We start from the raw sequence: 23,781 nt of genomic DNA, 5'->3' as shown, positions 1-23,781 counted from the left end.
AGTAGTGAAAAGGATTATGTATGGCCGTAACAGTTTTGAACTACTGAAAGCAAAACTGTTACGACTTGAATTAAAGCGAAAAGTCAACTAACATTGGAAAGAACCCAAAAACGCTTGACAAATCGTCAAAAATTTGCGGCGAAGCCGATTGATTATAGTTTATTTCAATCGACTGGAGGCGATTTTTATGTTACCTGTTAATATCGGCGGACACTCCGCCTATCAGGATACTTTCGTATCCGAGTTTCTTAAATTTTATCCCGACCCTTTTTCCCTTCCTAAGAGTACCTGGGATTATATCGCACCGTTTTGGTATCTGGATCTTTCTATGACCGATTCCATCATGCAGGATTGTTACTCCATCTTTGGACCGGAACCAAGACTCCCTTCCTGTATGCTGCGTTCTTATCTGCTTGCTTTAAAATTGAAAGTGACTTCCATCACGGTCTGGTGCCGCATGCTCAGGGAAACTCCTCTTTATGCAATCCTCAGCGGATTTTCTTTCGGGGATACTCCCGGTGTCGGGACTTTTTATGATTTCTTTTCCCGCATCTGGCAGGATGACGAAGACAATCTTTTACCAAAAGACCGTTTCCCTAAAGTGAAGCCGCCAAAGGGGAAAAAGAAAGGGGATAAGACTCCCTGTGATTCTTCCAGTACTGCATCCAGACTTCTTCCTTTGCTGGAACGCTGGCAGCTTAAACCAGAAAATCCATTCTTTCATATGAAGCTGCAAAACACCGTGCAAAATACCGGTGTCCAAAAGCAAACCGAAAACAGGGGGGGTCTGTGAACATCCTTGTTCTCCGGCAAAATACGGTCGAACCGTACACATTTTTACCGCAGATAATCCAAGATTATTTAACATACCGCCAAGAGACAGTAAAGCATGGAAAAGGGAATATGACGGAAGGACTTCCGTGGAACGCTCCAACAAGCGTGAGAAAGAGGACTATAAATTAGAAGACGGCAGACACCGATCTACAAAGATGTGGTACTGCCGCCTCTACGGCATCATAATGCTCCAACATCTTGATGCCTGGGAAATGCCCTCAGTCGAGGCATTTCAAAAATCATTATTAGGATTAGCTGCCTAATAATGATTTCTTAAACGACGCCATAAGATTTTTCAAGGCATAGTTCCCACTATGTCCAATATTTATGCCCATTTTTCTCAAATTTCTTTTCCTGTACGATATTTAGTTGTCAATTTCCAGTTAGAATCTCATTCGTTGAGATTCCGAGAAGTTATATTCGCCTGCGCCATGCCATAAAACTTTTCTTCATAGTATTTTCTGCTCACTCGTCCGGCGATTGTGATAAAGCCTTTTTCTTCCAGTTCTTCGTTCATCTGCCGCACCAGATTATAAGCAAATGGTTTGGAAACGCCTAAATCCTGCGCCACTTCTCCGGCTGTTACAAATAAATCATTTTTCAAATACATATCCCATTCTTAACTATTTTGTTAAGTTTATCTTTTTTATTAAATTTAGCATTTCTGATAAGTTTTTGTTGTCGTATTATTTGAGGTATGCTACAATGTAGGAGATAAGAGAAGATTCGCAATGTTATCTAAGAGCAGGAGGGCAGAATTTGATATACTATATAAACGCATACACAACGCTAGTCAGTGCGGCTCTGGGCGTTTGCTTCTCAATAGTGGCTGTTATAAAAGAAAAAGGAAACAACCGGACAAACGCTCTGTATATGTTCGCCAGAAGCCTTGCATTAACATGTGCTGCCGTCATTCCTGTATGTAGAAATACACCTACCATTTTATTTGTTATCACAGCAGCAATGCTAGTAGTACAGATAGTTGACTGTATTATCGGTATCGTTATAAAAAGTAAATGCGCACAGTCGGTCTGTTTATTATGGCGGTCTGCCACGCTGTATGTTTGTTGCTATCCATATAATTTTTCAGAAAGGACACAGGACTATGATACTGGGAGAACGAATTAAGAGAATCCGCACATTTCGGGGATTGACACAACGGGAATTAGGCTTGAAACTGGGATATGAGGAACGCAATGCTGATGTTCGTGTGGCACAATATGAATCCGGCTATCGTGTCCCCAAAAAAGATACTCTCATAGAAATCGCTAGAATTTTGAATGTCAATTATATCAATTTCATCACCGAAGCCCCCGGCTGCCCCGAAGACATTATGCAGACTTTTTTCTGGCTTGACGAGGACAACCGCAACACCTTTCATCTGTTTCAGCTTGTCCGTAATCTCAGCAAGTGCAATGCTTCTGATGATAAGTCTGTTCACTATAATGATAGCGACGAATGGCCTACTCATGCTCCTGTCGGTATGTGGATTGATTATGGTCTGGTAAATGAATTTCTGCGTGAATGGTGTCTGCGGAAAGAACAGCTAAAAAGCGGAGAAATTTCAGAGGACGAATATTTTGAATGGAAAATCAACTGGCCTGCTTCCAGCAGTAGCGTTAATGAAAAAGGACATGACAAGAAAAATAACAGCTATCAATGGAGAAAGTAGAAAAGGAGAACACAAATGAACACATCATATGAAAACTTTAAAAAAGAAAATCGCTTAAGACTTTTTGGGCATGAAGATGCCGGCAAAGAACGAGAAGAAAGACTTTTATCATATTATTACAAGACTTTACAATATGAGGATATTGTTTCAGATATAGATTTACAAATTGTCACTGGTGAAAAAGGAACAGGAAAATCTGCATTATTAAAAATGGCTTTCATTGAAGCACAAGAGAGTTCTACCGTTCCTATTTGGATTCGTCTCGATGACCTCTCTGAATTGTATACTAATATTCTTAATTCTGATGATCTATATCAGTTAAAAACATTATGGAAAAAATCTATTAGTAAACTTATTGTTATGAAATTAGCTTCAGATTCAGATTTTATATATAGCGAAGATTACGAAAAATCTCTTCAATGGGCCTATACATCCGGTTATGCTTCACGAGATTTTATTTCTCGAACAGTAAAACTCTTTAAACCGTTATACGAAAAATATATATCTGTTGAAGAACATCCAGAATCCGGAGAACGTGGTGTTCTTGAAAGAATGATTAAAAATAAAAAAATACGGCTTTTTCTCGATGACTTTGATCTGGACTGGAAAGGTAATTCTTCCGATATATTAAAAATAAAAAGCCTACTTTTGTCATTAAGCGATATGAGTAGTGACATGGAGGGATTATCAGTTAGAATCGCACTTCGAACTGATGTTTATGAAATGATTAGAAATGAAGAATTTTCAGACAAATTTGAAAGTTCAATTATCAAATGTCAATGGAACAATAGAGAAATAATTAAGGCTTTGGCCAAAAGGATATGTGCCTATTTTAATATACAATTTGATGAACAAACCACTCAAAATATTGGCACTATGCAATATCATCTAAGTCAATATTTAAATTATGTATTTGAACCCAAATTTGGAGAAAATACTCGCAGTTGGCGTAATGCCCCCACTCACCGTGTTATTTTTTCATTAATCAGGCGAAAACCGCGTGATATGGTAAAGCTTTGCCAAAGTGTAGCTGAAGAAGCGTACCAACGTAAGTTAGAAAAGATTAACGATACCTGCTTTTTCAATGTATTAGAATCGTATTCTCAAGAACGCCTAAAAGACTTAGTTAACGAATATAAAAATCAGTTGCCACAGCTTCAGTCTCTACTTGTGAGAATGGCACCAACAACACAAGAAATTAAAACCAAGCAGTCTGAACGATATGTGTATACAACTGTTCAACTACACACAAAAATCAAAAATATTCTTTTAAATATAACCATTAAAATATATGAACCATCATCAGAGAGTTTGAAACTTGCAAATTTTCATCAAATTGCACATTTCTTATATAAAATCGGATTTATCACAGGACGAAAGCGCAAACCGGATGGAAAAATTTCAAGAGTATATTATGATGAATCGCCCTATCTCTTAAACATAAATATTGGTGACGGCGGATATGCTTGGGAAATACATCCAGCTTATCGGGGAGCTTTAGCAAAAGGTATTAATGATTCTTGGGAATCAACCCTCGATGTTGAAGATGAAGATGAAGATGAAGATGAAGATGAATAACCATTATTTAGGTATCAAAAAGGTATCACGACACATACTAAAAGCCGGAAAGTCCGCTGTTTATGCGGCTTCCCGGCTCTCTGTTTACTATTCAAACTCGCCGAGTTAAATCCATTTCTAAACTTTTTTGTATAGCGGATTTGATTCGTCGTGGTTTTATTTGATACAGATTATCCTTATCCTAAGGTCTATTCGGACTTTTGCTATCAAAAATCTATCTGGGCCATCCTATCATGGGTTTTGCTTGAGACTGATGAATTGGTGGCTTGGAAGTATTATAACACGATTCCATAAAAAATTCTATCCTAATTTTCCTTTTTTATTGTCTGCACAAGTTTCACCGAAAGAATGTCAGGACAAAGGTCGTTTTGCGCCGTCATTAGAATATCATAAAACACAAAGAGCCACAGTCGATGTCCGTTCGGGTGTCGGCTGAGGCTCTTTCTCGTTACAGCAAATCGTTCAGAAGGTTCATGCACTTGACTTTCTGTTGGAGATTTGCGCTGCCATAGACATTCAGCGTAAAGGACACATTCTTATGCCCCAAAATCTCGGAGAGAGATTTGATGTCAAACTCCGGTATTTCGATTGCCCGTACTGCAAATGTATGTCTGATCTCGTGAAACTTCACCTTTTGTAGCCCGTTGCGTTTCAGGAAACGAGAAAAGAACTGTCGGTATGTGCGAGGTTCTGTTGGCTTTGTCTTGCCAGTCAAGAAGTAATGGTTGGGGTTTTCTATGTAGAACTTCTTGATAATGTTCATCAGCAACGACGGTACGGGAATTGTCCGAGCTGATGTTTTGGTCTTTGGCGGTCCTATGTGCAGATAGGACTCGCCCTTTTTCTTGTCATAGATGCGCTGGACAGTTTTGTTGATGCTGATGGTTTTATCCGTCAGCGAGATGTCCTTCATTTGCAAGCCGCAAAGTTCACCGATCCGCACCCCAGTAAACAGTGCAATGAGAATGCCAGCGGTTTTCCTATTCAGGTTCATGTAGATGCACTGAATAAGAGCTTGCTCCTGATCTTTGGATAGCGATACCACTTTCTTAACACCCAGCTCTTTTGGGTACTCTATTAAGTCCCAGTTGAGCAGCGGTATCGCCCTTTCCTTGTAGGCATACTCCATAGCAAGCCGCAGTACGAGAATTACATCTCGTATGGTCTTCACAGTGAGACCACCGGACTTATCCAACCGCCCGGATTCGTAGAGATACGATATGTAGCTCTGAATGTCCGTCTCGGTGATGCTGCCGATCTTCCGCCTGCCGAAGTAGGGTATTAAGTGATTTTCGGCTATTAGCGTGAAGCTGGCATAGGTTGACGGTGTGATCATCGGCTTCTTTTGATTTAGCCAAGTGTTCAGCAGCGTCTTAAATTGTGTATTATTAGTCATATTGACCACCTCCACAGATATTATCTGATGGAGAAATAATCAAGGCATTATAAACCTCAAGTAACGGTCTCGAAAAGCGTCCGAAGCTCCGCTTTCCGGGCTTTGATGAGCCGTGGAAATCAGCACTCCTTTCGAACTATTTTGCCAAAAACATCAAGAAAAATGCTGATGGTGCGATAACCAATGTAATCTGCAATTCAGCAAAACAGGGGCTTATTCCGCAGCGTGACTATTTTGATAAGAATATTGCAAATAGCGATAATACAGATGGGTACTACATCATCGAGACAAATGATTTTGTTTATAACCCCCGGAAATCTACCGATGCACCCTACGGTCCCATAAGCAGCTATAAATATCCAGAAGCAGGGATAGTGTCCCCATTGTATCTGTGCTTCCGAGCAAAGCAGGAGATCAATCCTCTGTATTTTGAATGGTACTTCCGTTCATCGGCATGGCATCGGTATATCTATATGTCTGGTGACAGCGGTGCAAGGCATGATAGGGTGAGCATCAAGGATGACACTTTTTTTGCAATGCCTATAAATATCCCCTCAGCAAAGGAACAGGATAGAATTGCTTTATTTCTCAATGCCATAGAGCAGAGAATTGACAAACAGCGTTCTTTGGTTGATGCCCTCAAGAAGTATAAAAGAGGTGTCATTCAGCGAGTATTCTCTGTAAGAAAAGGAAATGGAAAAGATCATTATCCAACATGGGAAGTATCATCTTTTGGTAAATTTTTCACCGAACAAATTATAAAGACATCAAATAGCCCAGACACACCTCTGGTTAGTCTCACTGTTGAAGATGGAATAACACCCAAAACAGAGCGTTATTACCGTGAATTTCTTATAACTAAGGAGGGAGACAACTATAAAGCAATCAAGCCCGGTTGGTTTGCATATAATCCCATGAATGCCCATTTAGGAGCAATCGCCCCCAATCATCTCGGATATACTGCCGCCGTTTCGGGTTATTATAATATCTTTTCTGTCAATGAAACTGATACTATTAGTTTCTGGGAAGAATACCTGACATCGTACCCCATGCTAATTCACTACAAGCTCATTGCTACAGGATCTCTTATTGAAAAGCAAAGAGTGCATTATTCCCAATTTGTCGGTATCCGTCGGTGTTTGCCGTCAGTGAAAGAACAGAAACACTTGTCAAAGCTATTTGAAGCAGTAAATAAAAAAATAGCGAATGCTGAAAGTATGGAGCGTCTGTTGGTTAGAATGCGAGTTTCCCTCTTGCAGCAGCTCTTTATATAAAAAGTTGCTGCAAGAATGCTTTGCGCTGAGCAGTTAGTAAAGAAAGAATACTTTCCTGAAAAGCAATTTGTTTATCATAAGTCAGAAGAAAAGCCGATATTTTTGACTGTATTTTTTTCTCAGGAACATTACATTTGAGCCTCAGAAGTTTGTTTACGGCAAGACCGGGTTGTGCGCCTTGGTCTGAATACTGACCAAGATTCATGAAATCAAGTAAATACAATAGAAACTTGGTATCGTTTTCCTCGTTCGCACGAACCGCAATAGCGTGTTCAGACAAATAGTTTTGCCCTCGAATAAGCCGGACATTTCCGCATAATGCACCTTGTCGTCCCACTACTACATATTCACCCTCATGACTATAATGGTCACAATACCCTCGTATGCCATTACCCCCATACACAGGATAATCTCCGCTTTCGTGGATGAGTGTTGCTGATATGTTACGCCCACTTCTGAACTCACAACATAAGTCAGAAAGTGTCTTCTCAGCCCATATAGCTTCGCCGGCAAACTCGCTGTCTTTGCCTGAAAGAATATGGGAAATGGCACCTCTTTTATACTTCTTGAGCTGTTCGACAAGCGTTACTTGTGCTGCGATTCTTTTGTCGAGGGTAACGAGCATAGAGGCTACTTTTTCCTGCTCTGCAACTTCCGGCAAATAAACCTTGATTGTTTCTATTTGCGGATATTTCAAGTTCCATGTATCGGAGGTCATCCCCTGTGAGTTCTTTCTGAACTCGTTGATCAGTTTATAGTTCTTGAAAAGAGCTGCGAAATACTCATTACAGATAGAGACCTTTGCCGTGAGAACAGTGTAGGCGGGGCTGACGATACCGTCATAAGAAGACACGCCATTCGCTCCTTGCCACATCCTCATCGAGTTATAGACCATATCTCCCTTGCGGACAACCTTGTAGTTGCTTTTATCTTCGCTTGAGTTGTCTTTCCCCTCAATTTCGGAACGCTGCATAACTCCATCATTCATTGTAACAGACAGCAGCTCCATATCATCCGCCCCACGCTCACTACGCTCGGCGTATATGTCCCCGATGCGATGTAATATATACGGCTCATCAAAGCCCGGAAAGCGGAGCTTCGGACGCTTTTCGAGACCGTTACTTGAGGATACATTTGCCATAATTATTTGCCCTCCACTTCAAACGGGAAATCAAGTCCCAGTTCGTCAAAAAACGGTTTCAGCTCTGCATCAATCTCCTTAATTTCACTTTGCAGCTTGCGGATTTCCGTAGCTACTTCGTTCAGGTCAATTTCTTCTTCCGGCTCAAAGGTATCAACATATCGGGGAATATTGAGGTTGAAACCGTTCTCTTCAATCTCCTGCATGGTTGCAACATGAGCATACTTGTCCACATCTTCACGGCGCTCATAGGTCTCGACGATCTTATCAATATCGCACTCACGGAGAATATTCTGGTTCTTGCCAGCTTCAAAATCATTGGAAGCATCAATGAACAGAATGTTGTCGGAATTGCCGTTACGCTCCCTCTTGAGAACAAGGACACATACCGGAATACCTGTGCCGAAGAAGAGATTGGCAGGGAGACCGATCACGGCATCCAACACATTCAACTTCAGGATAAGGTGTTTACGGATCACTTCTTCCGCAGCACCACGGAACAGAACGCCATGAGGCAGCAGCACAACAGCTCGTCCGTCCTCGTCCATGTGATGTACCATGTGCTGTACAAAAGCAAAGTCAGCCTTGCTTTTCGGGGCAAGCTTGCCGTATTCGTTGAATCGGGGATCTTCCATGAAACTCAAATCGCCAGACCACTTAGCGGAATACGGAGGATTGGCAACCTGAACACGGAACTTCATGTCACCGAAGTAGTCATGTTCCAAGGTGTCCCCGTTGTAGATATTGAAATTGTGGTAAGGAATGCCACGAAGGATCATATTCATTCGGGCAAGGTTGTAGGTTGTAGAAGTAAGCTCCTGACCATAGTAGTTGCGCACATTAGCATAATTTTTGAGGCGCAGCAGAAGAGAGCCAGAGCCGCAAGTGGGATCGGCTGCGTCCTTGACATCCGTTAGTCCAAGACAAGCCAGACGGCACAGCAGCTCGGCAGGACCTGAAGGAGTGTAGAACTCGCCAGCCTTCTTACCGGCTGTTGCAGCGAATTGACCGATCAGATACTCGTATGCATTGCCAAGAACATCAATCTTTGTGTCTTCTACTCCGAAGTTGATTTCGTCCAGAGAGGCAATGATTTTTGCCATGACAGCACTTCTGTCTTTGACGGTATGCCCCAGTTTAGTAGAGTCGAGTTGCATATCAGAGAACAGCCCGTCAAAGTCCTCTTGAGAATCATTGCCAAGTGTGGACTCCATAAGGGCATTGATTGCTTTCTGCAAAAACTCAATGTCAAAAGAACGGTTTTCAACCATCTTGACCATCTTGCGGAACAGGAATTGCGGTTCAATGATAAAGCCCAGATCACGCAGAGCCTCTTCTACAACGGCTTCCTTGTATTCCTCATCAATCCATGCGTCTTCATAGCTGATGCCATCGTCTTTCAGAAGATTCGCCATGTACTTTTCTGTACGGTCAGACAGATAGTAGTAGAAAATCATGCCCAAGATGTAGTTCTTAAACTCATACGCCTCCATATTACCCCGGAGTGCGTTTGCCATCGCCCAAAGCTTATTGCAAAGCTCTTTCTGGTGCGCCTGAATACTGTTGTCCATTTTACATTCTCCTTATTGAAATTTTTCGGTGTGCTGCCGGATAAAGTCTACAATTCTGTTCACCAGAGAGCGTTTTTTCAGCAGCGGCATTGGTTTTTCGATACGGTCACGGATGTTACCGGCATCCATTGTGCCGGAAAACTCATATTCCGAGATGAAGTCGGTCAGCATAGTTGGATCAATTTCTTCTGTATGAGCAAAGGCGACAATTTCTTCACGCTTTGCCTCATTTTCAAAGTCATTGTAGGCAGCGTCAATTTCATCTGCGCTTTCCAGCCCCACAACAACACGATCCAAAAAGGCTTGCAGAATCTCCACCTTGCGGAGCAACTGCGGATTGTCAGTTCTTCCCAGTTCTTCCTTGATATGCTTAATATCATAATCCTTCTGTTTGGCATCATCGAAGTGAATGTTGCGGATAAGGTTCATGATATAAGCAACATTGATTCGGTCACTTTCCATCAGCTCAATGCAGAAATCCACATCGTTCAGGACGGAAACAACTTCACGATCTTTCTTTTGCTTTGCGTAAAGCATCAGATACTTGCTCTTATAGTCCTGATATTCCTGCTCGTTCATGATGAGAGAGTCTTGGTCGAAGCTGAACTCAATAAAGGTTTGAAGTGATTGCAAATACTTGGTCAGCTCACGGAATGTCTCAACGAAAAGCTTCTGGTCATCCTCGTTCTGCATGGTGTCAATATACGCTGGAGTCTTCGCTATTTCTTTTAAACGGGTAACCATTTCATTGTACTTCTCGACGAAATAGGGATAGTCGGGAACAACAATACCAGTAGTATCATGGCTCTGAGAAAATAGGGTAAGAGCGTCATCTGTTCTCTTTTTCAGATTACGGTAGCAGATGATAATGCCAAAGGGTTTCGTTTCCTTTTCAACACGGTTGGTTCGTGAGTAGGCTTGCAGTAGGTCATGATATTTCAAATCTTTGTCCACATAGAGGACGGACAGCTGCTTGCTGTCAAAGCCGGTCAGGAACATATTTACTACAAGAAGGATGTCCAGAGACTTGGTTTTCTTTCCCTTCACACGGTCTGAAATATCCTTATGATAGGCTGAGAATGTGTCCGTCGAGAAATTGGTGCTGTACATCTCGTTATAGTCTTTGATGATCCGTTCCAGAGCGTCCCGACTATGCTCATCTTTACCTTCTGCTTCTTCGTTCTGTCCATAGGAGAAGATACCGCTGATGTTCAGGTCATGATTGATCTTCTTGAAGATGTCATAGTATTTGACCAGAGCTTCAATCGAAGAGACAGCAAAGATGGCGGTGTATTGACCGTTTCTTGTCTTCGCTTTATGGTTTTGGACAATGTGGTTTGCGATCATCGACATCCGTTCCTCGGACATATAGAGTTCGCCTACATCAATCCCATCTGCCATTGTGGGATCGTCCCAGTCGAAATCACCCTCCATCGTCTTGATGTACTCAATATGGAAGCCAAGAACATTGTTGTCGAAGATAGCATCCTTGATGAGATAGTTATGTACGCATTCTCCGAAGAGCATTTCTGTGGTCTGTGTGATTTTTCCCTCCGTCTTTCCGTTGACCTCAAAACGAGGTGTGCCGGTAAATCCGAAGAACTGAGCCTTCTGGAAATGCCGAACAATGTCCTTGTGCATATCACCAAACTGACTGCGGTGACACTCGTCGATGATGAAGACAATCTTCTCGTCCTTATAGGCATCCATAACCTTTGCATATTGAGGACGCTTCACAGCGTTCGCCATCTTCTGCATCGTTGTGACGATGAGCTGTCGGTTTTTGTCCTGCATCTGTTTTACAAGGACATCAGTTCTATCAGTAGCATCAACAGAACCGGCTTCAAATTTGTTGAACTCTTCTGTAGTTTGGGAGTCCAAGTCCTTCCGGTCTACAAGAAAGATGACCTTTTTGATATTGGGATTGGCTGCGAGGATTTGTGCCGTCTTAAAAGATGTCAGCGTCTTTCCTGCGCCGGTTGTATGCCAAACATAGGCGTTGCGATTGGTGAGGGTGGCTTGCCGGACAAGAGCCTCTACCGCATATACCTGATAGGGACGCATTACCATGAGCAGCTTGTCCGTGTCATTCAGGATGGTATATCTCGTCAGCATCTTGATGATATGGTCTCTGGCAAGGAAGGAGATAGAGAACTCTTTCAGATTGGTGATACGCACATTGTTGAAGTCCGTCCAGAAGAAGGCAAGACTGTGAAGCATATCTCTGTCGGAGTTGGCAAAGTATTTTGTATCAACGCCATTGGACACAACGAAAAGCTGAATGAAGTGGTACAGTCCATTGTAGGAATGCTTTTTATAGCGCATCACTTGGTTGACAGCTTCTCGAATATCTATGCCACGCCGCTTCAACTCCACTTGAATGAGAGGCAGTCCATTGACAAGGAGCGTCACATCATAACGATTGACATACTTCCCAACAACCGTTGTCTGGTTTGTTACTTGAAAAATGTTCTTTGTGTGGTCGGCATCGAAGAAGGAGAGGTACACTTTCGTTCCGTCCTCACGCTCCAGCACGAACTTATCTCGAAGTATTTTTGCGCTCTGGAAAACAGATTTTCCAAGCATAATGTTGAACACTCGCTCCCATTCCTTAGATGTCAAAGGGTGGTCGAGTTTCGCAGCATTGAAGGCTGCAAACTGTGTTTTGAAGTTCTCAACCAGAGCGTCATAGTCTGGTATAGAGACGCTGGTGTAGCCCTGCTTATTGAGCTGTTCTATGAACTGCTGTTCAAGGGCTGCTTCACTTTGGTATGCCATATCTTCATCTCCTATACTTGAGGATTTTTTATAAAAAAGATTGCTTTTTAAGAAAGCCCGTTTTTTATTTTCAGACTTATTCGTCAACAAATTCCATGATGTCATCTATTGTGCAATTTAATGCCATGCAGATTTTTCCTAAGACATCCGTAGTTACATTGTCGCCATGATTTAATTTATTGATAGTATAATGACTAATCCCGGCGGCCTTTTCTAAATCTCTTTTTTTCATATCTTGATCAATCAGTATTTTCCAAAGCTTTTTGTAGCTTACCTTCATTCCTATGCCTCCATTCAAGGAAAATCACAACTACTCACAGTATAGCATTGTTTTGTCAAAAACTCAAACATTGTGTTTGTTATCGCTGTAATATAATTCGAAAAAGTGACTGCGTATTCAAAAATAAATTTCCCCTGACCAAACTCGGCTCATCTAATGATAAGTTTGCTTATTGCTCCGATACACATGACAATCTATATAGTTCACAGTGTTGATTTCCCTACGGTGCAGTCGATGGAAATCAGTGTCTCATCATCCAGGCGCAGCTCCACACAGGCTGTGTCCGGGTTGAACTCACAGGACAAAATCTTTCTCATAGTCGTTACCTCCTAATGCTTAAATTTCGGTTGATTTTCCGTAGCGGCACAAGGACTGTTTCGTTAATTTTAGAATCTGGCAAGCAATGCGTGTGGCTATCCACACACAAATCCGGCAAGCAATGCGAGTGTTAATACACACTCACATTTCCTGCCGTCTGCTTGTTGAGGGCAGCGCCCCCAAGCCCCTTTTGAACACAGAATTTCATTCTATGGCTGCGCGTTCTGCGAACGCTTTGAAGGGGTACGCCAAAGCACCGTTCCCTTTCAGATGCCCAGGAACAAATCGCCCCCCTTATTGCCTGATGGCTGTCGTAAAACACAGTAGCCATTGCTTGATGTGTGGGCAAAATGCCTACCTATCGTTCTCTTTTACTCCGCATCCTGTGTTATGTTTTTTTGCATGGTGTGTCGTGAAACGCGACATCCTATGGTGATTTTTGGGTACCCTAAAATGGGGCACCCTTTGGGATAATGGGGTGGCAAAACACCACCCCATCCGAGATACTTTTTAGCGGAATTTCTTTGCCCAAACTGCCGTCAGCCATTCCTTCTGCCAGCAGAAAAAACAGGAGCGTGACACGCTCCTGTTTAAGCCAACAGGGAGAAGATTGACTTTGGTGCTAATTTCATCTGCGAGATTAGTATGAAAGTAAGCACCTGTTACCAGCGAAAATCCGGAAATATCCCTCGCTTATCCAGGTATGCCTGCCGGGCCTGCTCCCGTTCTTCTGCGGTGGGTGCAGTCTTATATTTTGCATACAGTTCATGCCGCACCAGCGCATCTAACTTTTGCTCCAGCCCCTGATGAATTTCCTCGGCATAATCATCGTCATAGGCCAGATGATACTCCACCAAAGCTACAAAAAGGTCATAGGAAATTTGTACACTTTTCATATTCATTTCCTTTCCGCGACGGTTGCGACGATAGCGACGGTGTTTTTGACGGTATCATTTTCACCGTCGCGACCGTCGCTATCGTCGCGCCCCTTATTCTTCGGTTACTTCACAGGCGGTTGGCTCTACCAGCATATAGGTCAATTTCACTTGCCGACCGGAATGTTTGTCCTTATTTTCATAGCCAACATGGTATTCCTCCAGCAGCCTGCCTGCCTTGACATTCAGGTACTTAGTGAGGGCGTTGGAGGCCATTCCCGTTTGGAGAGCTTCAGCCAGTTCGGATGGAGAGCTGATCCATTCCCGGCACTCAAGGGAAACCAACTTTGCAACCGCATCCAGCACCGGGTCCGGCGGCTCTTTATACAGGTCGTTTTCCATGCGTTCCAGGTTCCAGATCTGGGTTTGAGGGTCCTTCTTCAAGTAGAGGATCTGATCCGGCTGATCTCGTCCTACCACCTTGATGGTGGCGTCCAGTTCCGTGCGCTTTTTCTTCTGCATCAGCAGTGAACCGTCCGCACATCCCAAAAGCCCTGTGGTGCCGGAAATCGTCTCAAACGAATCATCAGCCTGCTGCTTACGGGTGTGGTGGACGGTCAGCACACAAATGCCGTGGTGATCGGCAAACTGTTTGATCCTGCCAATGATCCCATAGTCACTGGCGTAGCTGTATGCTTCACCGCTAACCTCCCGGATCTTCTGCATGGTGTCGATGATAATGAGTTTGGTGTCCGGGTACTCCTGCATGAAGTTTTCCAACTGTTCGTCCAGCCCGTTCCCGATTTTTCCGGCGGCGGTGGCGAAGTGGAGGTTGGGGGTATCGTTCACGCCGTACATCATAAACATCCGGCTCTGGATACGCTGAAAATCATCTTCCAGCGCAAGGTAAAGTACCGTCCCCTGATGGACTTTATATCCCCACAAATCCTGCCCGGTACTGACATGGTAGGCAATCTGAGCCACCAGGAAGGACTTGCCGATTTTGGGTGCGCCGGCAAGGATATATGCCCCTGCGTAAAGCAGGCCTTCCACCACCGGAGGCCTACTCTTATAGGTGGTTTGGAACAGCTCTGTCATCGTGAATGTATGCAGGTATCGGGGGTCTGTTATACGCTGCATCTTACGGTACATTTCTTCCAGACTGTCCTGAGAGTTTACAATTTCATCGTTGCTTTTTTGCCCGGAAGTGGGTATACTATTTTCAGAGTTTTTTGAGATTGACTGCCCATCATCTGCGCCAACAGATGAGCCTTGGGCGGTCATTTTCTTTTTCTCATCGGTCATAGGCGAATTCCTCCTGCATCCCGTTCATAATGGTTGTGATCATTCGGATAGTATCCAGCAGCTCGTCGCTCACGCCCTGTCCGGCCTCGATCCGGCGCAGCTCGTCCAGCACAGCAGACAACTGATCCCGCAGGGCTTGGTAAACCTTTGGATTGCCCTGCACCACCACATCTCGTTCCAACAGCCGCCGGATAATGTAATCCTGCTTGGTCAGGCCGGTGAGTTTCACCAAGGTTTCCAGTTGGAGATCTTCTTCCGCTGACACTCGGAAAGCCACCGTCTTGTTTCTCCAGCGGTTGTGGTTGTCATAGTTCTTCTTGGACATCTTCTTACACCCCCTTCTCATTTTTCAGTGAATCCAACTTGTCAGCCATCTCCACCTGTCGGGTGGGGAATAGATGGGCGTATCGGTAGGTGATGTCGATGCTCTCATGCCCCACACGCTCCGCGATGGCCAGGGCGGTAAAGCCCATGTCGATCAACAGACTGATATGGCTATGTCTCAAATCGTGTATGCGAATCCTTTTCACCCCCGTTTGCTTGCAACCACGGTCCATTTCCCGGTGAAGATAGCTTTTGCTGATGGGAAACATCCGGCTGTCCGGCTCCACGCCGTAGAGCTGCTTGAGGTAGTCCTGGAGTTCATCACACAGGAACTGCGGCATCTGGATCACGCGGTTACTCTTGGGCGTTTTAGGTGTAGTGATCACATCCTGCTTATTGAGTCGCTGGTAAGACTTATTGATGGTGACGGTGCGCTTTTCAAAGTCAAAATCTGCCGGGGTCAGGGCCAGCAGCTCTCCCTCACGGACACCGCACCAGTACAATACCTCAAAGGCGTAGAAGGACAACGGCTTGTACATCATAGCTTCGGAAAATCTGGTGTACTCCTCTCGGGTCCAGAACAGCATCTCCTTTCGTTCCTCCGCCCCCATGTTGCCAGCCTGTCGGGCCGGGTTGATATTCAGACCGTAAAAACGGGCAGCATGGTTGAAAATGGCACTTAGTTGGTTGTGAACTGTCTTCAGGTAAGTTTTCGACAGAGGTTTGCCGTGGCAGTCCCTCAACTCCCGGATTTCATTTTGCCAACGGATAATGTCCTTTGCCGTGATATCCGAAAGTTTTCGATTCGCAAAATAGGGGAGGATCTTTTTCTTGATGATACTCTCCTTGGTGAGCCAGGTATTGAGTTTCAGCTTGGGTTTAATGTCCTTTTCATAGAGAGCAACGAAGCTCTCAAAGCTCATGTTCACATCAGCCTGTTTTTCCATCAGGAACTCCCGTTCCCATTCCAGCGCTTCTCGCTTGGTGGCAAAGCCGCGCTTGAGCTTCTGCTGGCGTTCACCCTTCCAATCGGTGTAGCGGAATTGAACATACCAGGTGCCATTGTCCTTATTTTTGAACGCTGCCATAATTATTTCTCCTTCCTTGTATTATAGAGTAGTAGTTATTAGAGCCCCTCTCCAAGGGCTGTGCTACACTGTAAGGGATGCTGTGGATTGGTTTCAACCTCCTACCACGAGATGGTTCCAGAAAGGTTCCAACCACAGCCCCTTACAGTTTTGTTGATCAGTTAAATACCGCCAGACGGTTTATGTGGAACAAGGCTACAAAAGTAAGGTGTACTGTGGATGCAGCATCACATATTTATCGTTGGAGGTATTTGTTATGGTGGTTTCTGTTGGCATCGATGTCTCAAAAGATAAGCACGATTGCTTTATCGTCAGTTCCGAGGGCGAAGTCCTGGCGGATGCATTCATAATCCCCAACACCATGGACGGGTTCCACTACCTTTTACAGCGAATCCGGCATTGTACCGCACCGCAGGATAAAATAAAAGTAGGGCTTGAGGCTACCGGACATTACAGCTACAATCTGCTCGGGTTTCTTCTTGACAACGGTCTGACCACCTATGTCCTGAATCCCTTGCGCACAAACCTTTACCGAAAGAGCCTTAGCCTGAGAAAGACCAAGACTGACCGGGTGGATGCACGAACGATTGCTTCTATGCTGTTATCCGATGCGGGCCTCAAACCCTACACAGATACAGCATACCACAACGAGGAGCTAAAGTCACTGACCAGATACCGTTTTGACAAGGTGAAAGAACGTGCCAAGCTGAAAAGTTCTATCGCCCGGCTGGTCTGCATTCTGTTTCCGGAATTGGAAAAACTCGTCCCTTCTCTGCATATTGCTTCTGTCTACGCCCTGCTGGAAGAGTTCCCGGGGGCCAAACAGGTTGCCAATACCCATTTAACGAGGCTGAAAGCGTTGCTCGAAACCGCCTCCAATGGCCACTACAAACGGGATATGGCTCTTGAAATACGAAATGCCGCCAAAAACTCTATTGGCTCTCAGATGCCTGCCAAGTCCCTTGAATTGCAGCACACCATCCGGCTCATCCGTAAACTGGATCGTGAAATTGATGAAATCGAAGAGCAAATCCAATCCATTATGGATGAGCTTCATTCTCCTATTACCACTATCCCTGGGCTGGGGTTCCGCATGGCTGCCATGATCCTGGCAGAAGTCGGCGACTTCACCCGGTTTGACTCCCCAGACAAGCTGTTGGCTTATGCAGGGATGTCCCCCTCCACTTACCAATCCGGACAGCTCAAAAATTGCTACCCGCATATGGAAAAGCGTGGCTCCCGATACCTACGCTACGCACTTTACAACGCAACCAAGTATGTCTGCCACTGGGACCCGACTTTTGCTGATTATCTCGCCAAGAAGCGGGCGGAGGGAAAACACTACAACATTGCCATCTCTCACGCGGCCAAAAAGTTGGTTCGTCTGATATTTGCCATGGAGAAGTCCAGGCAGCCATATTGCTCAGCGGCTTAAGTGCAGCTACTTGAATAGCCAGCAGGGGTCTGACAAGACCTCAGCTTTGCTATACCTTTTTTGAGCCATCTCTTTTTCACCACCACCATTCATTTTCGGGGTTGACTTTTAATAGTTAATCTTTCTGTCTCAGATCTTGTACCGTAGAATTTCTCGTGGAAAAACTTTCGGTCAATTCGCCCGGCAATGGTGATGCAGCCGGTTTTCGCCAGTTCCTCATTCATCTGCCGGATGATCCTATAGGCAAAGGGAATGGAGATCCCCAACTCCTCTGCCACTTCGTTGACACGCATAAAAATCTGATTAGCCATCGTAAATACCTTCCTTTCTTTGTTGATCGTTTCTGCCTGCTAATTTTGCTTTTCATAAAGACCTCCTTACTCTCTACTGCCACTTTTTCTCGGTTTCGCAACCAAAAATCTGATGATCCATTTGATTCGCCATATTATCTAAACTTATTAGCTTAGTGTTCTTATGATACTATACATATAAGCTTAGTTCAAGTGTTTTGAAAGAAATATTATTAAATAAATTTGCTTAGATTATCTTGACAAAGCTAAACAAATATGCTATGTTTCGGATAAGAACAATCATGGACTGGAGTTGATGAAATGGCGATTGGTGAACGAATTCACTTTTTCCGTCTCCTGCGGGGGATGACACAAAAATATCTTGGCATGTCACTGGGCTTCCCGGAGAAGTCTGCTGATGTGCGCCTTGCACAGTACGAAACAGGATCAAGAACCCCAAAGGCAGACCTGACCGCCGCTTTGGCTGAGGTGCTGGATGTCTCGCCCCATGCACTCTCTGTTCCGGACATAGACTCCTATGTAGGGCTGATGCATACGCTGTTTACCCTGGAGGACAACTACGGGCTGAAAGTCACGGAGCAGGACGGTGAGCTTGCCTTGCAGGTGGATTTTAGCAAAAACAAGGATGCCGCCCGACTGCACGAAATGCTTTGGGCCTGGCGGGAACAGGCGGCCAAATTGGAAGCTGGCGAGATCTCTCAGGAGGACTATGACCGCTGGCGTTACCACTACCCGGAATACGACAGCAACCAGGTCCGCGCCAAGATGCCGCCGGAGGGTCTGATCTAACCCCTTCACTTGTAGGCCACGGGAAAAGCCGTTTGTTGCGCAAAATCAGATAATTCAGATAAATGAGAGCAAAATAAAAAAGGTCTAACTGATCAACAAAAATCAGTTAGACCTTTTACTTATGAATAAAAAGATGAGGATTTTTAGGCTACTCGCAAGCCACCCGATTTTTCTTTTCAAACTCAATAAATCGGGATTTGACGAGTGCTATCAATCTGCTATCAAATGGGGAATTTGAAAATCAAAAACCCAGTGTTTATGCGGGTTTGCAGGCCCTCATATCCACTTTTTGCTTATTCCCACTCTATACACTATACTATATTTAGTATCTATTTAGTCAAAAATTCATTCTATATAGTATAGATTTTCTATCTATTCCACTGATTACAGAAGCCCGAGAGACTTTTTGTAGACGAAATAGAGACACAGTTCAATCTAATACCCTGCTTATTATTCATATAGTTTTGGATCAAATTTATAATTCTCAATTTCCCTAACTGAAATTCTATACGACGTGGCGGTTGTTGGAGTCCCATGTTCCTTTACATAGTTGTAAAAATCTTTACTCTCCAATATTTTTTTTGCCAGTGATAATGAATATTTCCCATTTTCTATTTTTTTCACAAAGTAACCTGCATATGGAACAGTCATATTTTTTACTTTGTATGCTTTAACACGCGATGTAATCACCATTGGGAAAACAAGTTTTTCACCATATACCTCATTCAAAGCCTGTGTCCGTCCATACTCATACCAACTAACTTTTGAATCAACCTTTCTTTTTAAAAGTTTGTCTCGAAATTTTTCAAGATATTTTACCGTTTCAGGATATTTTTCCATAAATTCTTTTTCATCTATTTGTTTATAACCCTTTTTATTTACTATATAAGGAAATATTATTTTTTCTTCCTTTTTCGTTTTCTTTTGTCTTTTTAGTGTTTTTGTGCTTACTGCCGGAAGCAACATTTCCTTTTCAATTTTTGCATCTCCAACATATGCATAGTATTCATCCTGCTCATATTCTGTTATCAAGAAAGCTTCATTACATAATGTCGCAACACCATTACAAACACGGAAATACTCGCCAAATTTAGCTTGATTGTATTTATCATCGACAAAGAACCACTTTGCCCCCAATGTACTTTTATCAACTACCTTGTCAATATTCTTATGGTGATATTTGATTGTTGAATTCCTATTTTCATTATCACAGACTATTATTGTAGAAGATGTTATAACACCTGGAAATATTTGTTCTCCTGTGAAATCATATATATCAATTATTGAGGCTCTTATTAACTCTCTCAATTGTTCTGCTGATTTATTTCTAAAAATGCTAAACGGAACTAGATATGCAAGCTTTCCATTCTCAGCAAGTGATTTAATACTTTTCTCAACAAATGCATAATAATAATCACACCGCCCCACTTTACATGAATCAAAGCTTTTCTGAAGCCACTTTCTTTCTTCAATTTTCAGATCATGATATGTAATATATGGTGGATTCCCTATAATGTACTCATACTTTTGTTCTTCTTCAACCAAATAATCTTCAATTTTTATATTCCAGTGAACTTTTGGGAGTTTTTGAGAAACTCTAATACGCTCAAGCTTATCAACACATACAGCCGCTAATTTTGGATCCTTTTCATATCCAACAATATCGTTTTCGATTCCTTTTACTATTTCTATATCTTCATATTTATTTTCTCTCAAATCGCAAATATAGCGTTCCACAATTTCCGCTAAAATATTTCCTTCACCACATGAATTTTCAAGTACCCTTTTTCCCAAAAGATTATTATTATACCCTACATAATCTAACAATTTTTTAACATATGCATCTGGAGTTTGTACCTGACAATTATTAGACATTTTAATCCTTTCCTACAGTAAATGATTTATGTATCCATTTGTATCTGCATATCCTTTTTTCTTTCAATTCCATCTAATTTTGAAGACAAGTAATTCTCCTGTTCTTCTTCATATTGAGCTCTTTCAGAATCATTGCTAGCCAAATAAAATTCTCGTTCTGTATAATCCACTAATACTTTTGCATAGTAATCTAACATTATCAATACAAAATTTTTTAATTTTTGGACATCATCAAATGATAACATTTCTTCCTCCCTTGTATCATCTTTTGCCATTTTACCCGCATGTCCTATTGAATTTCTATGTTTCAACAATATCGCATCAACATATGCTGATCTTGCTTTCATTGAATTATTGTATTTTATTCCAACAATATCACAAATGTTCTTTAGTACCTTTGAATTCAAATTATGTTTTGTATTAATTATATCTTCATCTAAATCATTTTCCACATCTATTTTTATTTTAAACCGTTTATTATCCATCTTATCTTGAGCATTAATAAATTGCATTTCTTTTGAAAGATTTAAACTATCATTATCAATGCATTCATGAGCGTATTTTTTCAAAACAATTGCCTTAAAATTTAATGTCAAATCTTTTATTTTGATTTTACATTCTGATACATATTTCAAATAGTATTTGAAACTCTTTTTCAGAAATCCCTCCCAATGTGCATACAATAATAGTACAATGGATTTTGTCACTACCTCTTTTGATTCCGCTGTATTCAAGATTCTAAACAATTGAGATATTTCCATTTTTCTCCAAGCTAAATCTTCTTGGATAAAATCTTCAAATTGTTCAATTTTCATTTGCAAAATACTCCCTTGAAAAATCGTTTAATTCTTTGAACCGATTGACAACTTTCACCCCACGATCCGCAAATTTTATAAACTTTTTCTGAGAATATAATTCAATGACCTTTTGCTCATAATTACTCCAATTAATGGTATCAATGTTTTCTGCTGTACCAACCAATATCGCCTCAAAACTCGCATTTGAAAATGCTCCTTCAAATTTTTCTTTTTCTTTATTATATTTTTTAAAAATATTGTTCCCCATCACTTCAAATATTTTATCAAATGTTTTTTTGAATATTTCGATTTCTTTATCCAAATCAAATCTTTCATCCGCAATAAGCTTAACAATTTCCTTATCTAAAAAATCAGGTAATTTTTCTGTTGCAATATTATAATTGGAATAGTCTACCTTATTTCTTTTCGCAATTAAATATCTTACTATCAGTTCCATATGATACTCTACTTTGAGTTTTTCTTCTGTCAAAGTCAAACAATTAACAAAATTATCATAATTTTTCAATTGATTAATTTTATCATAAACACTTTCATTCAACATAATTATTAAGCAGTTTCTTATTTCTTGGCTTTCCAGTTTCACACCACCTGTGTTAAGTCTTTGAAACAATTCATATTGTGATTGAATACTATTTTCTGTAAGAATTATATTCACTCCAATACGAGCACGTTTTAACAATCTCTTAGCATCTGTCGGCATTGTTTCCCAAGTCATTCCCTCTAAAGAAGGAAGATATTCTGTCCCTTGTAATACTAATGGTTTATGATCAGGAAGCTCTCCTACCAACTGCAACAATGTAGATATTCTTTGCACACCATCAACAATATCCCATTTCCCATCCTCTTTCTGTGCCACAAATATTTCTGGTATAGGAATACCAATTAATATAGACTCTATAAAATTTGTTTTGTGATCTTCATCCCATCTAAATAATCTTTGAAATGCGGGATTTAATTTTAAATCATTATCTTTATATAGACTTATGATTTCTCCTATTGACATATCATAGCTATCTGTTTTAATATTTTTTCTTTCTATAGACAGTTCTTTCATTAAACCTGATTCCACCATACATTTACTCCTTTTCTATCTTTTACTCATGATCTCAAATTATTTTCATTAATCCCTTCCTATCTTTTTAGTATCCCCATATAACTAAATTCTTTTCTTCATATAATCCAATCTTGAACTAATTTTATCTCGAGTCCATTGATTTAGTCTAAAAATCCTGAAAGACACGATGAATCAACATCATCTTGAAGTAAAAATTAATTCGTATTTTCAAATTCAGCTCATGATTAGTCCAAATTCTTTTTGTATCCTCTTCCACTTTACTGAATGTCCTGTTCCTGCAATCTCAGCCAGATTGTCCAAACTCGTCTCACAGAAATTTAATTCCAATATTTCTGATAGCGTTTGCGCTACTTTTTATCGCTGTATTCGCCAGATTCGCAAGTATCATTTTAACTGTCATAAAAAATGCACTCACCTCGCATATAACTTATTATCCTAACGGCTTCTTGCTAACTTTCTTTTCCAAAATTTACTCTAATACTGTTTGCGGTATAAATTCTATAGTCTTATGTACTCCACCAGTTCTTCTCACCAGTTCTTCCTTTCCCATTATCAATATAAGATTCTTTATAAGGTTTCCCATTATTTTTTTGTCATCTTTATTTTTTCGGTAATAAAATATTTTAGTCTGAACATTATCATTGCAAATAAATAACTTCAAAATGTCTTTGTCTGTAACATCTAAAGAATGACCAAAAATGTACAAAGTATGTTGAGGGCATTCACTTGCAGCTAAATCTCTTTCTTTTCTTAAGTAATCAGCATATCCTTCTTTAATTTCCTCTACCCAAGCTAAATGAGCATTTCCCGTTGATTTATATATTCTCTGATAGAATTTCTTAAAAGTCAAAAATTCTAATTCTTTATCTTTCACATCATCATCTAAATATTCATCAATTCCCAAAACCAAATTGCAGGTTAATACATTCTTAGTAACTCAAACTTCCCACACCAATAAGGTGTGATTAACCTTGAAAATTCAATATTTCAGCCAATTAAAAAGGCATAAATACGTTCCTTTGGTATAATGGAATTGTCGAAAAA

General features: G+C 41.6%; 23 protein-coding genes. 7 read left to right on the top strand and 16 right to left on the bottom strand.

Going from position 1 to position 23,781, the window contains the following annotated elements; translation table 11 throughout:
- Nucleotides 1–187 precede the first annotated feature (187 nt).
- Nucleotides 188–793 (top strand): hypothetical protein, encoded by a 606-nt coding sequence (locus ACTQXY_RS13170; RefSeq protein ID WP_441659840.1) that lies wholly within the window; start codon nt 188–190, stop codon nt 791–793.
- A 432-nt stretch (nt 794–1,225) separates the two neighbouring features.
- Here ACTQXY_RS13170 and ACTQXY_RS13165 read toward each other — a convergent pair whose 3' ends face one another.
- Nucleotides 1,226–1,444, bottom strand: a complete 219-nt coding sequence (locus ACTQXY_RS13165) for a DNA-binding protein (protein ID WP_441659839.1) — start codon at nt 1,442–1,444, stop codon at nt 1,226–1,228.
- A 149-nt stretch (nt 1,445–1,593) separates the two neighbouring features.
- Here ACTQXY_RS13165 and ACTQXY_RS13160 point away from each other — a divergent pair, with 149 nt between their 5' ends.
- Genes ACTQXY_RS13160 through ACTQXY_RS13150 form a run of 3 tightly spaced genes read left to right on the top strand, consistent with a single transcriptional unit; the run spans nt 1,594 to nt 4,084 of the window.
- Nucleotides 1,594–1,962: a hypothetical protein gene (locus ACTQXY_RS13160; protein ID WP_441659838.1), complete on the top strand. Its 369-nt coding sequence runs from the start codon at nt 1,594–1,596 to the stop codon at nt 1,960–1,962.
- Nucleotides 1,940–2,506: a helix-turn-helix domain-containing protein gene (locus ACTQXY_RS13155; protein ID WP_441659837.1), complete on the top strand. Its 567-nt coding sequence runs from the start codon at nt 1,940–1,942 to the stop codon at nt 2,504–2,506. The genes ACTQXY_RS13160 and ACTQXY_RS13155 overlap by 23 nt, the downstream gene beginning before the upstream one ends.
- Nucleotides 2,507–2,521: 15 nt before the next feature.
- Nucleotides 2,522–4,084, top strand: a complete 1,563-nt coding sequence (locus ACTQXY_RS13150) for a P-loop ATPase, Sll1717 family (RefSeq protein WP_441659836.1) — start codon at nt 2,522–2,524, stop codon at nt 4,082–4,084.
- Between the two features lie 448 nt (nt 4,085–4,532).
- On the opposite strand, the gene ACTQXY_RS13145 is transcribed toward ACTQXY_RS13150, so the two are convergent.
- Nucleotides 4,533–5,480 carry a tyrosine-type recombinase/integrase gene (locus tag ACTQXY_RS13145; protein WP_370835142.1) on the bottom strand — a complete coding sequence of 316 codons (948 nt, stop codon included), beginning with the start codon at nt 5,478–5,480 and terminating at the stop codon, nt 4,533–4,535.
- Between the two features lie 473 nt (nt 5,481–5,953).
- Between ACTQXY_RS13145 and ACTQXY_RS13140 the strand changes: the two genes are divergently transcribed.
- Nucleotides 5,954–6,754 (top strand): restriction endonuclease subunit S, encoded by an 801-nt coding sequence (locus tag ACTQXY_RS13140; RefSeq protein WP_441659835.1) that lies wholly within the window; start codon nt 5,954–5,956, stop codon nt 6,752–6,754.
- Here the strand turns inward: ACTQXY_RS13140 and ACTQXY_RS13135 are convergent.
- The 9 genes from ACTQXY_RS13135 to ACTQXY_RS13095 form a co-directional block, all read right to left on the bottom strand.
- Complete coding sequence (locus tag ACTQXY_RS13135; protein WP_441659834.1) at nt 6,747–7,895, bottom strand: restriction endonuclease subunit S; 1,149 nt, start codon at nt 7,893–7,895, stop codon at nt 6,747–6,749. The two genes, ACTQXY_RS13140 and ACTQXY_RS13135, sit on opposite strands and share 8 nt — an antisense overlap.
- Before the next feature lie 2 nt (nt 7,896–7,897).
- A complete protein-coding gene (locus ACTQXY_RS13130; RefSeq protein ID WP_370835152.1) occupies nt 7,898–9,466 on the bottom strand; it encodes a type I restriction-modification system subunit M in 1,569 nt (522 codons plus the stop codon).
- A 12-nt stretch (nt 9,467–9,478) separates the two neighbouring features.
- A complete protein-coding gene (locus ACTQXY_RS13125) occupies nt 9,479–12,244 on the bottom strand; it encodes a type I restriction endonuclease subunit R, EcoR124 family (protein WP_441659833.1) in 2,766 nt (921 codons plus the stop codon).
- 76 nt (nt 12,245–12,320) lie between these two features.
- Nucleotides 12,321–12,524, bottom strand: a complete 204-nt coding sequence (locus ACTQXY_RS13120) for a helix-turn-helix domain-containing protein (RefSeq protein ID WP_007490746.1) — start codon at nt 12,522–12,524, stop codon at nt 12,321–12,323.
- Nucleotides 12,525–12,727: 203 nt separating this feature from the next.
- A complete protein-coding gene (locus ACTQXY_RS13115) occupies nt 12,728–12,841 on the bottom strand; it encodes a DUF6061 family protein (protein ID WP_231086601.1) in 114 nt (37 codons plus the stop codon).
- A 663-nt stretch (nt 12,842–13,504) separates the two neighbouring features.
- Nucleotides 13,505–13,738, bottom strand: a complete 234-nt coding sequence (locus ACTQXY_RS13110; RefSeq protein ID WP_370835157.1) for a complexin-2 — start codon at nt 13,736–13,738, stop codon at nt 13,505–13,507.
- Nucleotides 13,739–13,831: 93 nt separating this feature from the next.
- On the bottom strand, nt 13,832–15,022 hold the full coding sequence (locus ACTQXY_RS13105; RefSeq protein WP_441659832.1) for an AAA family ATPase: 1,191 nt from the start codon (nt 15,020–15,022) through the stop codon (nt 13,832–13,834).
- On the bottom strand, nt 15,012–15,347 hold the full coding sequence (locus ACTQXY_RS13100) for a plasmid mobilization protein (RefSeq protein WP_370835161.1): 336 nt from the start codon (nt 15,345–15,347) through the stop codon (nt 15,012–15,014). Before ACTQXY_RS13100 ends, ACTQXY_RS13105 begins: the two co-directional genes overlap by 11 nt.
- A gap of 4 nt (nt 15,348–15,351) precedes the next feature.
- Nucleotides 15,352–16,434: a site-specific integrase gene (locus tag ACTQXY_RS13095; protein WP_370835163.1), complete on the bottom strand. Its 1,083-nt coding sequence runs from the start codon at nt 16,432–16,434 to the stop codon at nt 15,352–15,354.
- 259 nt (nt 16,435–16,693) lie between these two features.
- On the opposite strand from ACTQXY_RS13095, the gene ACTQXY_RS13090 reads away from it, so the two are divergent.
- Nucleotides 16,694–17,869: an IS110 family RNA-guided transposase gene (locus ACTQXY_RS13090; RefSeq protein WP_370835325.1), complete on the top strand. Its 1,176-nt coding sequence runs from the start codon at nt 16,694–16,696 to the stop codon at nt 17,867–17,869.
- 89 nt (nt 17,870–17,958) lie between these two features.
- On the opposite strand, the gene ACTQXY_RS13085 is transcribed toward ACTQXY_RS13090, so the two are convergent.
- Nucleotides 17,959–18,180, bottom strand: a complete 222-nt coding sequence (locus ACTQXY_RS13085) for a DNA-binding protein (protein ID WP_370835165.1) — start codon at nt 18,178–18,180, stop codon at nt 17,959–17,961.
- Nucleotides 18,181–18,480: 300 nt separating this feature from the next.
- On the opposite strand from ACTQXY_RS13085, the gene ACTQXY_RS13080 reads away from it, so the two are divergent.
- Nucleotides 18,481–18,969, top strand: coding sequence for a helix-turn-helix domain-containing protein (locus ACTQXY_RS13080; protein WP_370835167.1), 489 nt, complete (start codon nt 18,481–18,483; stop codon nt 18,967–18,969).
- 450 nt (nt 18,970–19,419) lie between these two features.
- Here ACTQXY_RS13080 and ACTQXY_RS13075 read toward each other — a convergent pair whose 3' ends face one another.
- The 4 genes from ACTQXY_RS13075 to ACTQXY_RS13060 all read right to left on the bottom strand — a co-directional run bounded on the left by ACTQXY_RS13075 (nt 19,420) and on the right by ACTQXY_RS13060 (nt 23,647).
- Nucleotides 19,420–20,844, bottom strand: a complete 1,425-nt coding sequence (locus ACTQXY_RS13075; RefSeq protein WP_441659831.1) for an Eco57I restriction-modification methylase domain-containing protein — start codon at nt 20,842–20,844, stop codon at nt 19,420–19,422.
- 26 nt (nt 20,845–20,870) lie between these two features.
- Nucleotides 20,871–21,659, bottom strand: coding sequence for an MAE_28990/MAE_18760 family HEPN-like nuclease (locus tag ACTQXY_RS13070; RefSeq protein WP_441659830.1), 789 nt, complete (start codon nt 21,657–21,659; stop codon nt 20,871–20,873).
- Entirely contained in the window at nt 21,649–22,734 is a 1,086-nt protein-coding gene (locus ACTQXY_RS13065; protein WP_441659829.1) for a GmrSD restriction endonuclease domain-containing protein, read from the bottom strand. The genes ACTQXY_RS13070 and ACTQXY_RS13065 overlap by 11 nt, the downstream gene beginning before the upstream one ends.
- Before the next feature lie 472 nt (nt 22,735–23,206).
- Nucleotides 23,207–23,647, bottom strand: coding sequence for a hypothetical protein (locus ACTQXY_RS13060; RefSeq protein WP_441659828.1), 441 nt, complete (start codon nt 23,645–23,647; stop codon nt 23,207–23,209).
- Nucleotides 23,648–23,781: the final 134 nt, after the last annotated feature.

This window comes from Faecalimonas sp. LCP19S3_D12, assembly GCF_052121495.1.
GTDB lineage: Bacteria > Bacillota > Clostridia > Lachnospirales > Lachnospiraceae > Faecalimonas.
The sequence above is the reverse complement of the archived record's forward strand: the minus strand, read 5'-3'. Positions and strand labels throughout refer to the sequence as shown.

Bases quoted from the DNA above. Each gene is read 5' to 3' on its own strand.
- ACTQXY_RS13080 (WP_370835167.1), top strand. From the start codon at position 18,481: ATGGCGATTGGTGAACGAATTCACTTTTTCCGTCTCCTGCGGGGGATG.
- ACTQXY_RS13170 (WP_441659840.1), top strand. From the start codon at position 188: ATGTTACCTGTTAATATCGGCGGACACTCCGCCTATCAGGATACTTTC.
- ACTQXY_RS13095 (WP_370835163.1), bottom strand. From the start codon at position 16,434: ATGGCAGCGTTCAAAAATAAGGACAATGGCACCTGGTATGTTCAATTC.
- ACTQXY_RS13130 (WP_370835152.1), bottom strand. From the start codon at position 9,466: ATGGACAACAGTATTCAGGCGCACCAGAAAGAGCTTTGCAATAAGCTT.
- ACTQXY_RS13150 (WP_441659836.1), top strand. From the start codon at position 2,522: ATGAACACATCATATGAAAACTTTAAAAAAGAAAATCGCTTAAGACTT.
- ACTQXY_RS13145 (WP_370835142.1), bottom strand. From the start codon at position 5,480: ATGACTAATAATACACAATTTAAGACGCTGCTGAACACTTGGCTAAAT.
- ACTQXY_RS13165 (WP_441659839.1), bottom strand. From the start codon at position 1,444: ATGTATTTGAAAAATGATTTATTTGTAACAGCCGGAGAAGTGGCGCAG.
- ACTQXY_RS13155 (WP_441659837.1), top strand. From the start codon at position 1,940: ATGATACTGGGAGAACGAATTAAGAGAATCCGCACATTTCGGGGATTG.
- ACTQXY_RS13070 (WP_441659830.1), bottom strand. From the start codon at position 21,659: ATGAAAATTGAACAATTTGAAGATTTTATCCAAGAAGATTTAGCTTGG.
- ACTQXY_RS13075 (WP_441659831.1), bottom strand. From the start codon at position 20,844: ATGTCTAATAATTGTCAGGTACAAACTCCAGATGCATATGTTAAAAAA.
- ACTQXY_RS13065 (WP_441659829.1), bottom strand. From the start codon at position 22,734: ATGGTGGAATCAGGTTTAATGAAAGAACTGTCTATAGAAAGAAAAAAT.
- ACTQXY_RS13110 (WP_370835157.1), bottom strand. From the start codon at position 13,738: ATGAAAAGTGTACAAATTTCCTATGACCTTTTTGTAGCTTTGGTGGAG.
- ACTQXY_RS13140 (WP_441659835.1), top strand. From the start codon at position 5,954: ATGTCTGGTGACAGCGGTGCAAGGCATGATAGGGTGAGCATCAAGGAT.
- ACTQXY_RS13085 (WP_370835165.1), bottom strand. From the start codon at position 18,180: ATGGCTAATCAGATTTTTATGCGTGTCAACGAAGTGGCAGAGGAGTTG.
- ACTQXY_RS13135 (WP_441659834.1), bottom strand. From the start codon at position 7,895: ATGGCAAATGTATCCTCAAGTAACGGTCTCGAAAAGCGTCCGAAGCTC.
- ACTQXY_RS13100 (WP_370835161.1), bottom strand. From the start codon at position 15,347: ATGTCCAAGAAGAACTATGACAACCACAACCGCTGGAGAAACAAGACG.
- ACTQXY_RS13120 (WP_007490746.1), bottom strand. From the start codon at position 12,524: ATGAAGGTAAGCTACAAAAAGCTTTGGAAAATACTGATTGATCAAGAT.
- ACTQXY_RS13115 (WP_231086601.1), bottom strand. From the start codon at position 12,841: ATGAGAAAGATTTTGTCCTGTGAGTTCAACCCGGACACAGCCTGTGTG.
- ACTQXY_RS13105 (WP_441659832.1), bottom strand. From the start codon at position 15,022: ATGACCGATGAGAAAAAGAAAATGACCGCCCAAGGCTCATCTGTTGGC.
- ACTQXY_RS13125 (WP_441659833.1), bottom strand. From the start codon at position 12,244: ATGGCATACCAAAGTGAAGCAGCCCTTGAACAGCAGTTCATAGAACAG.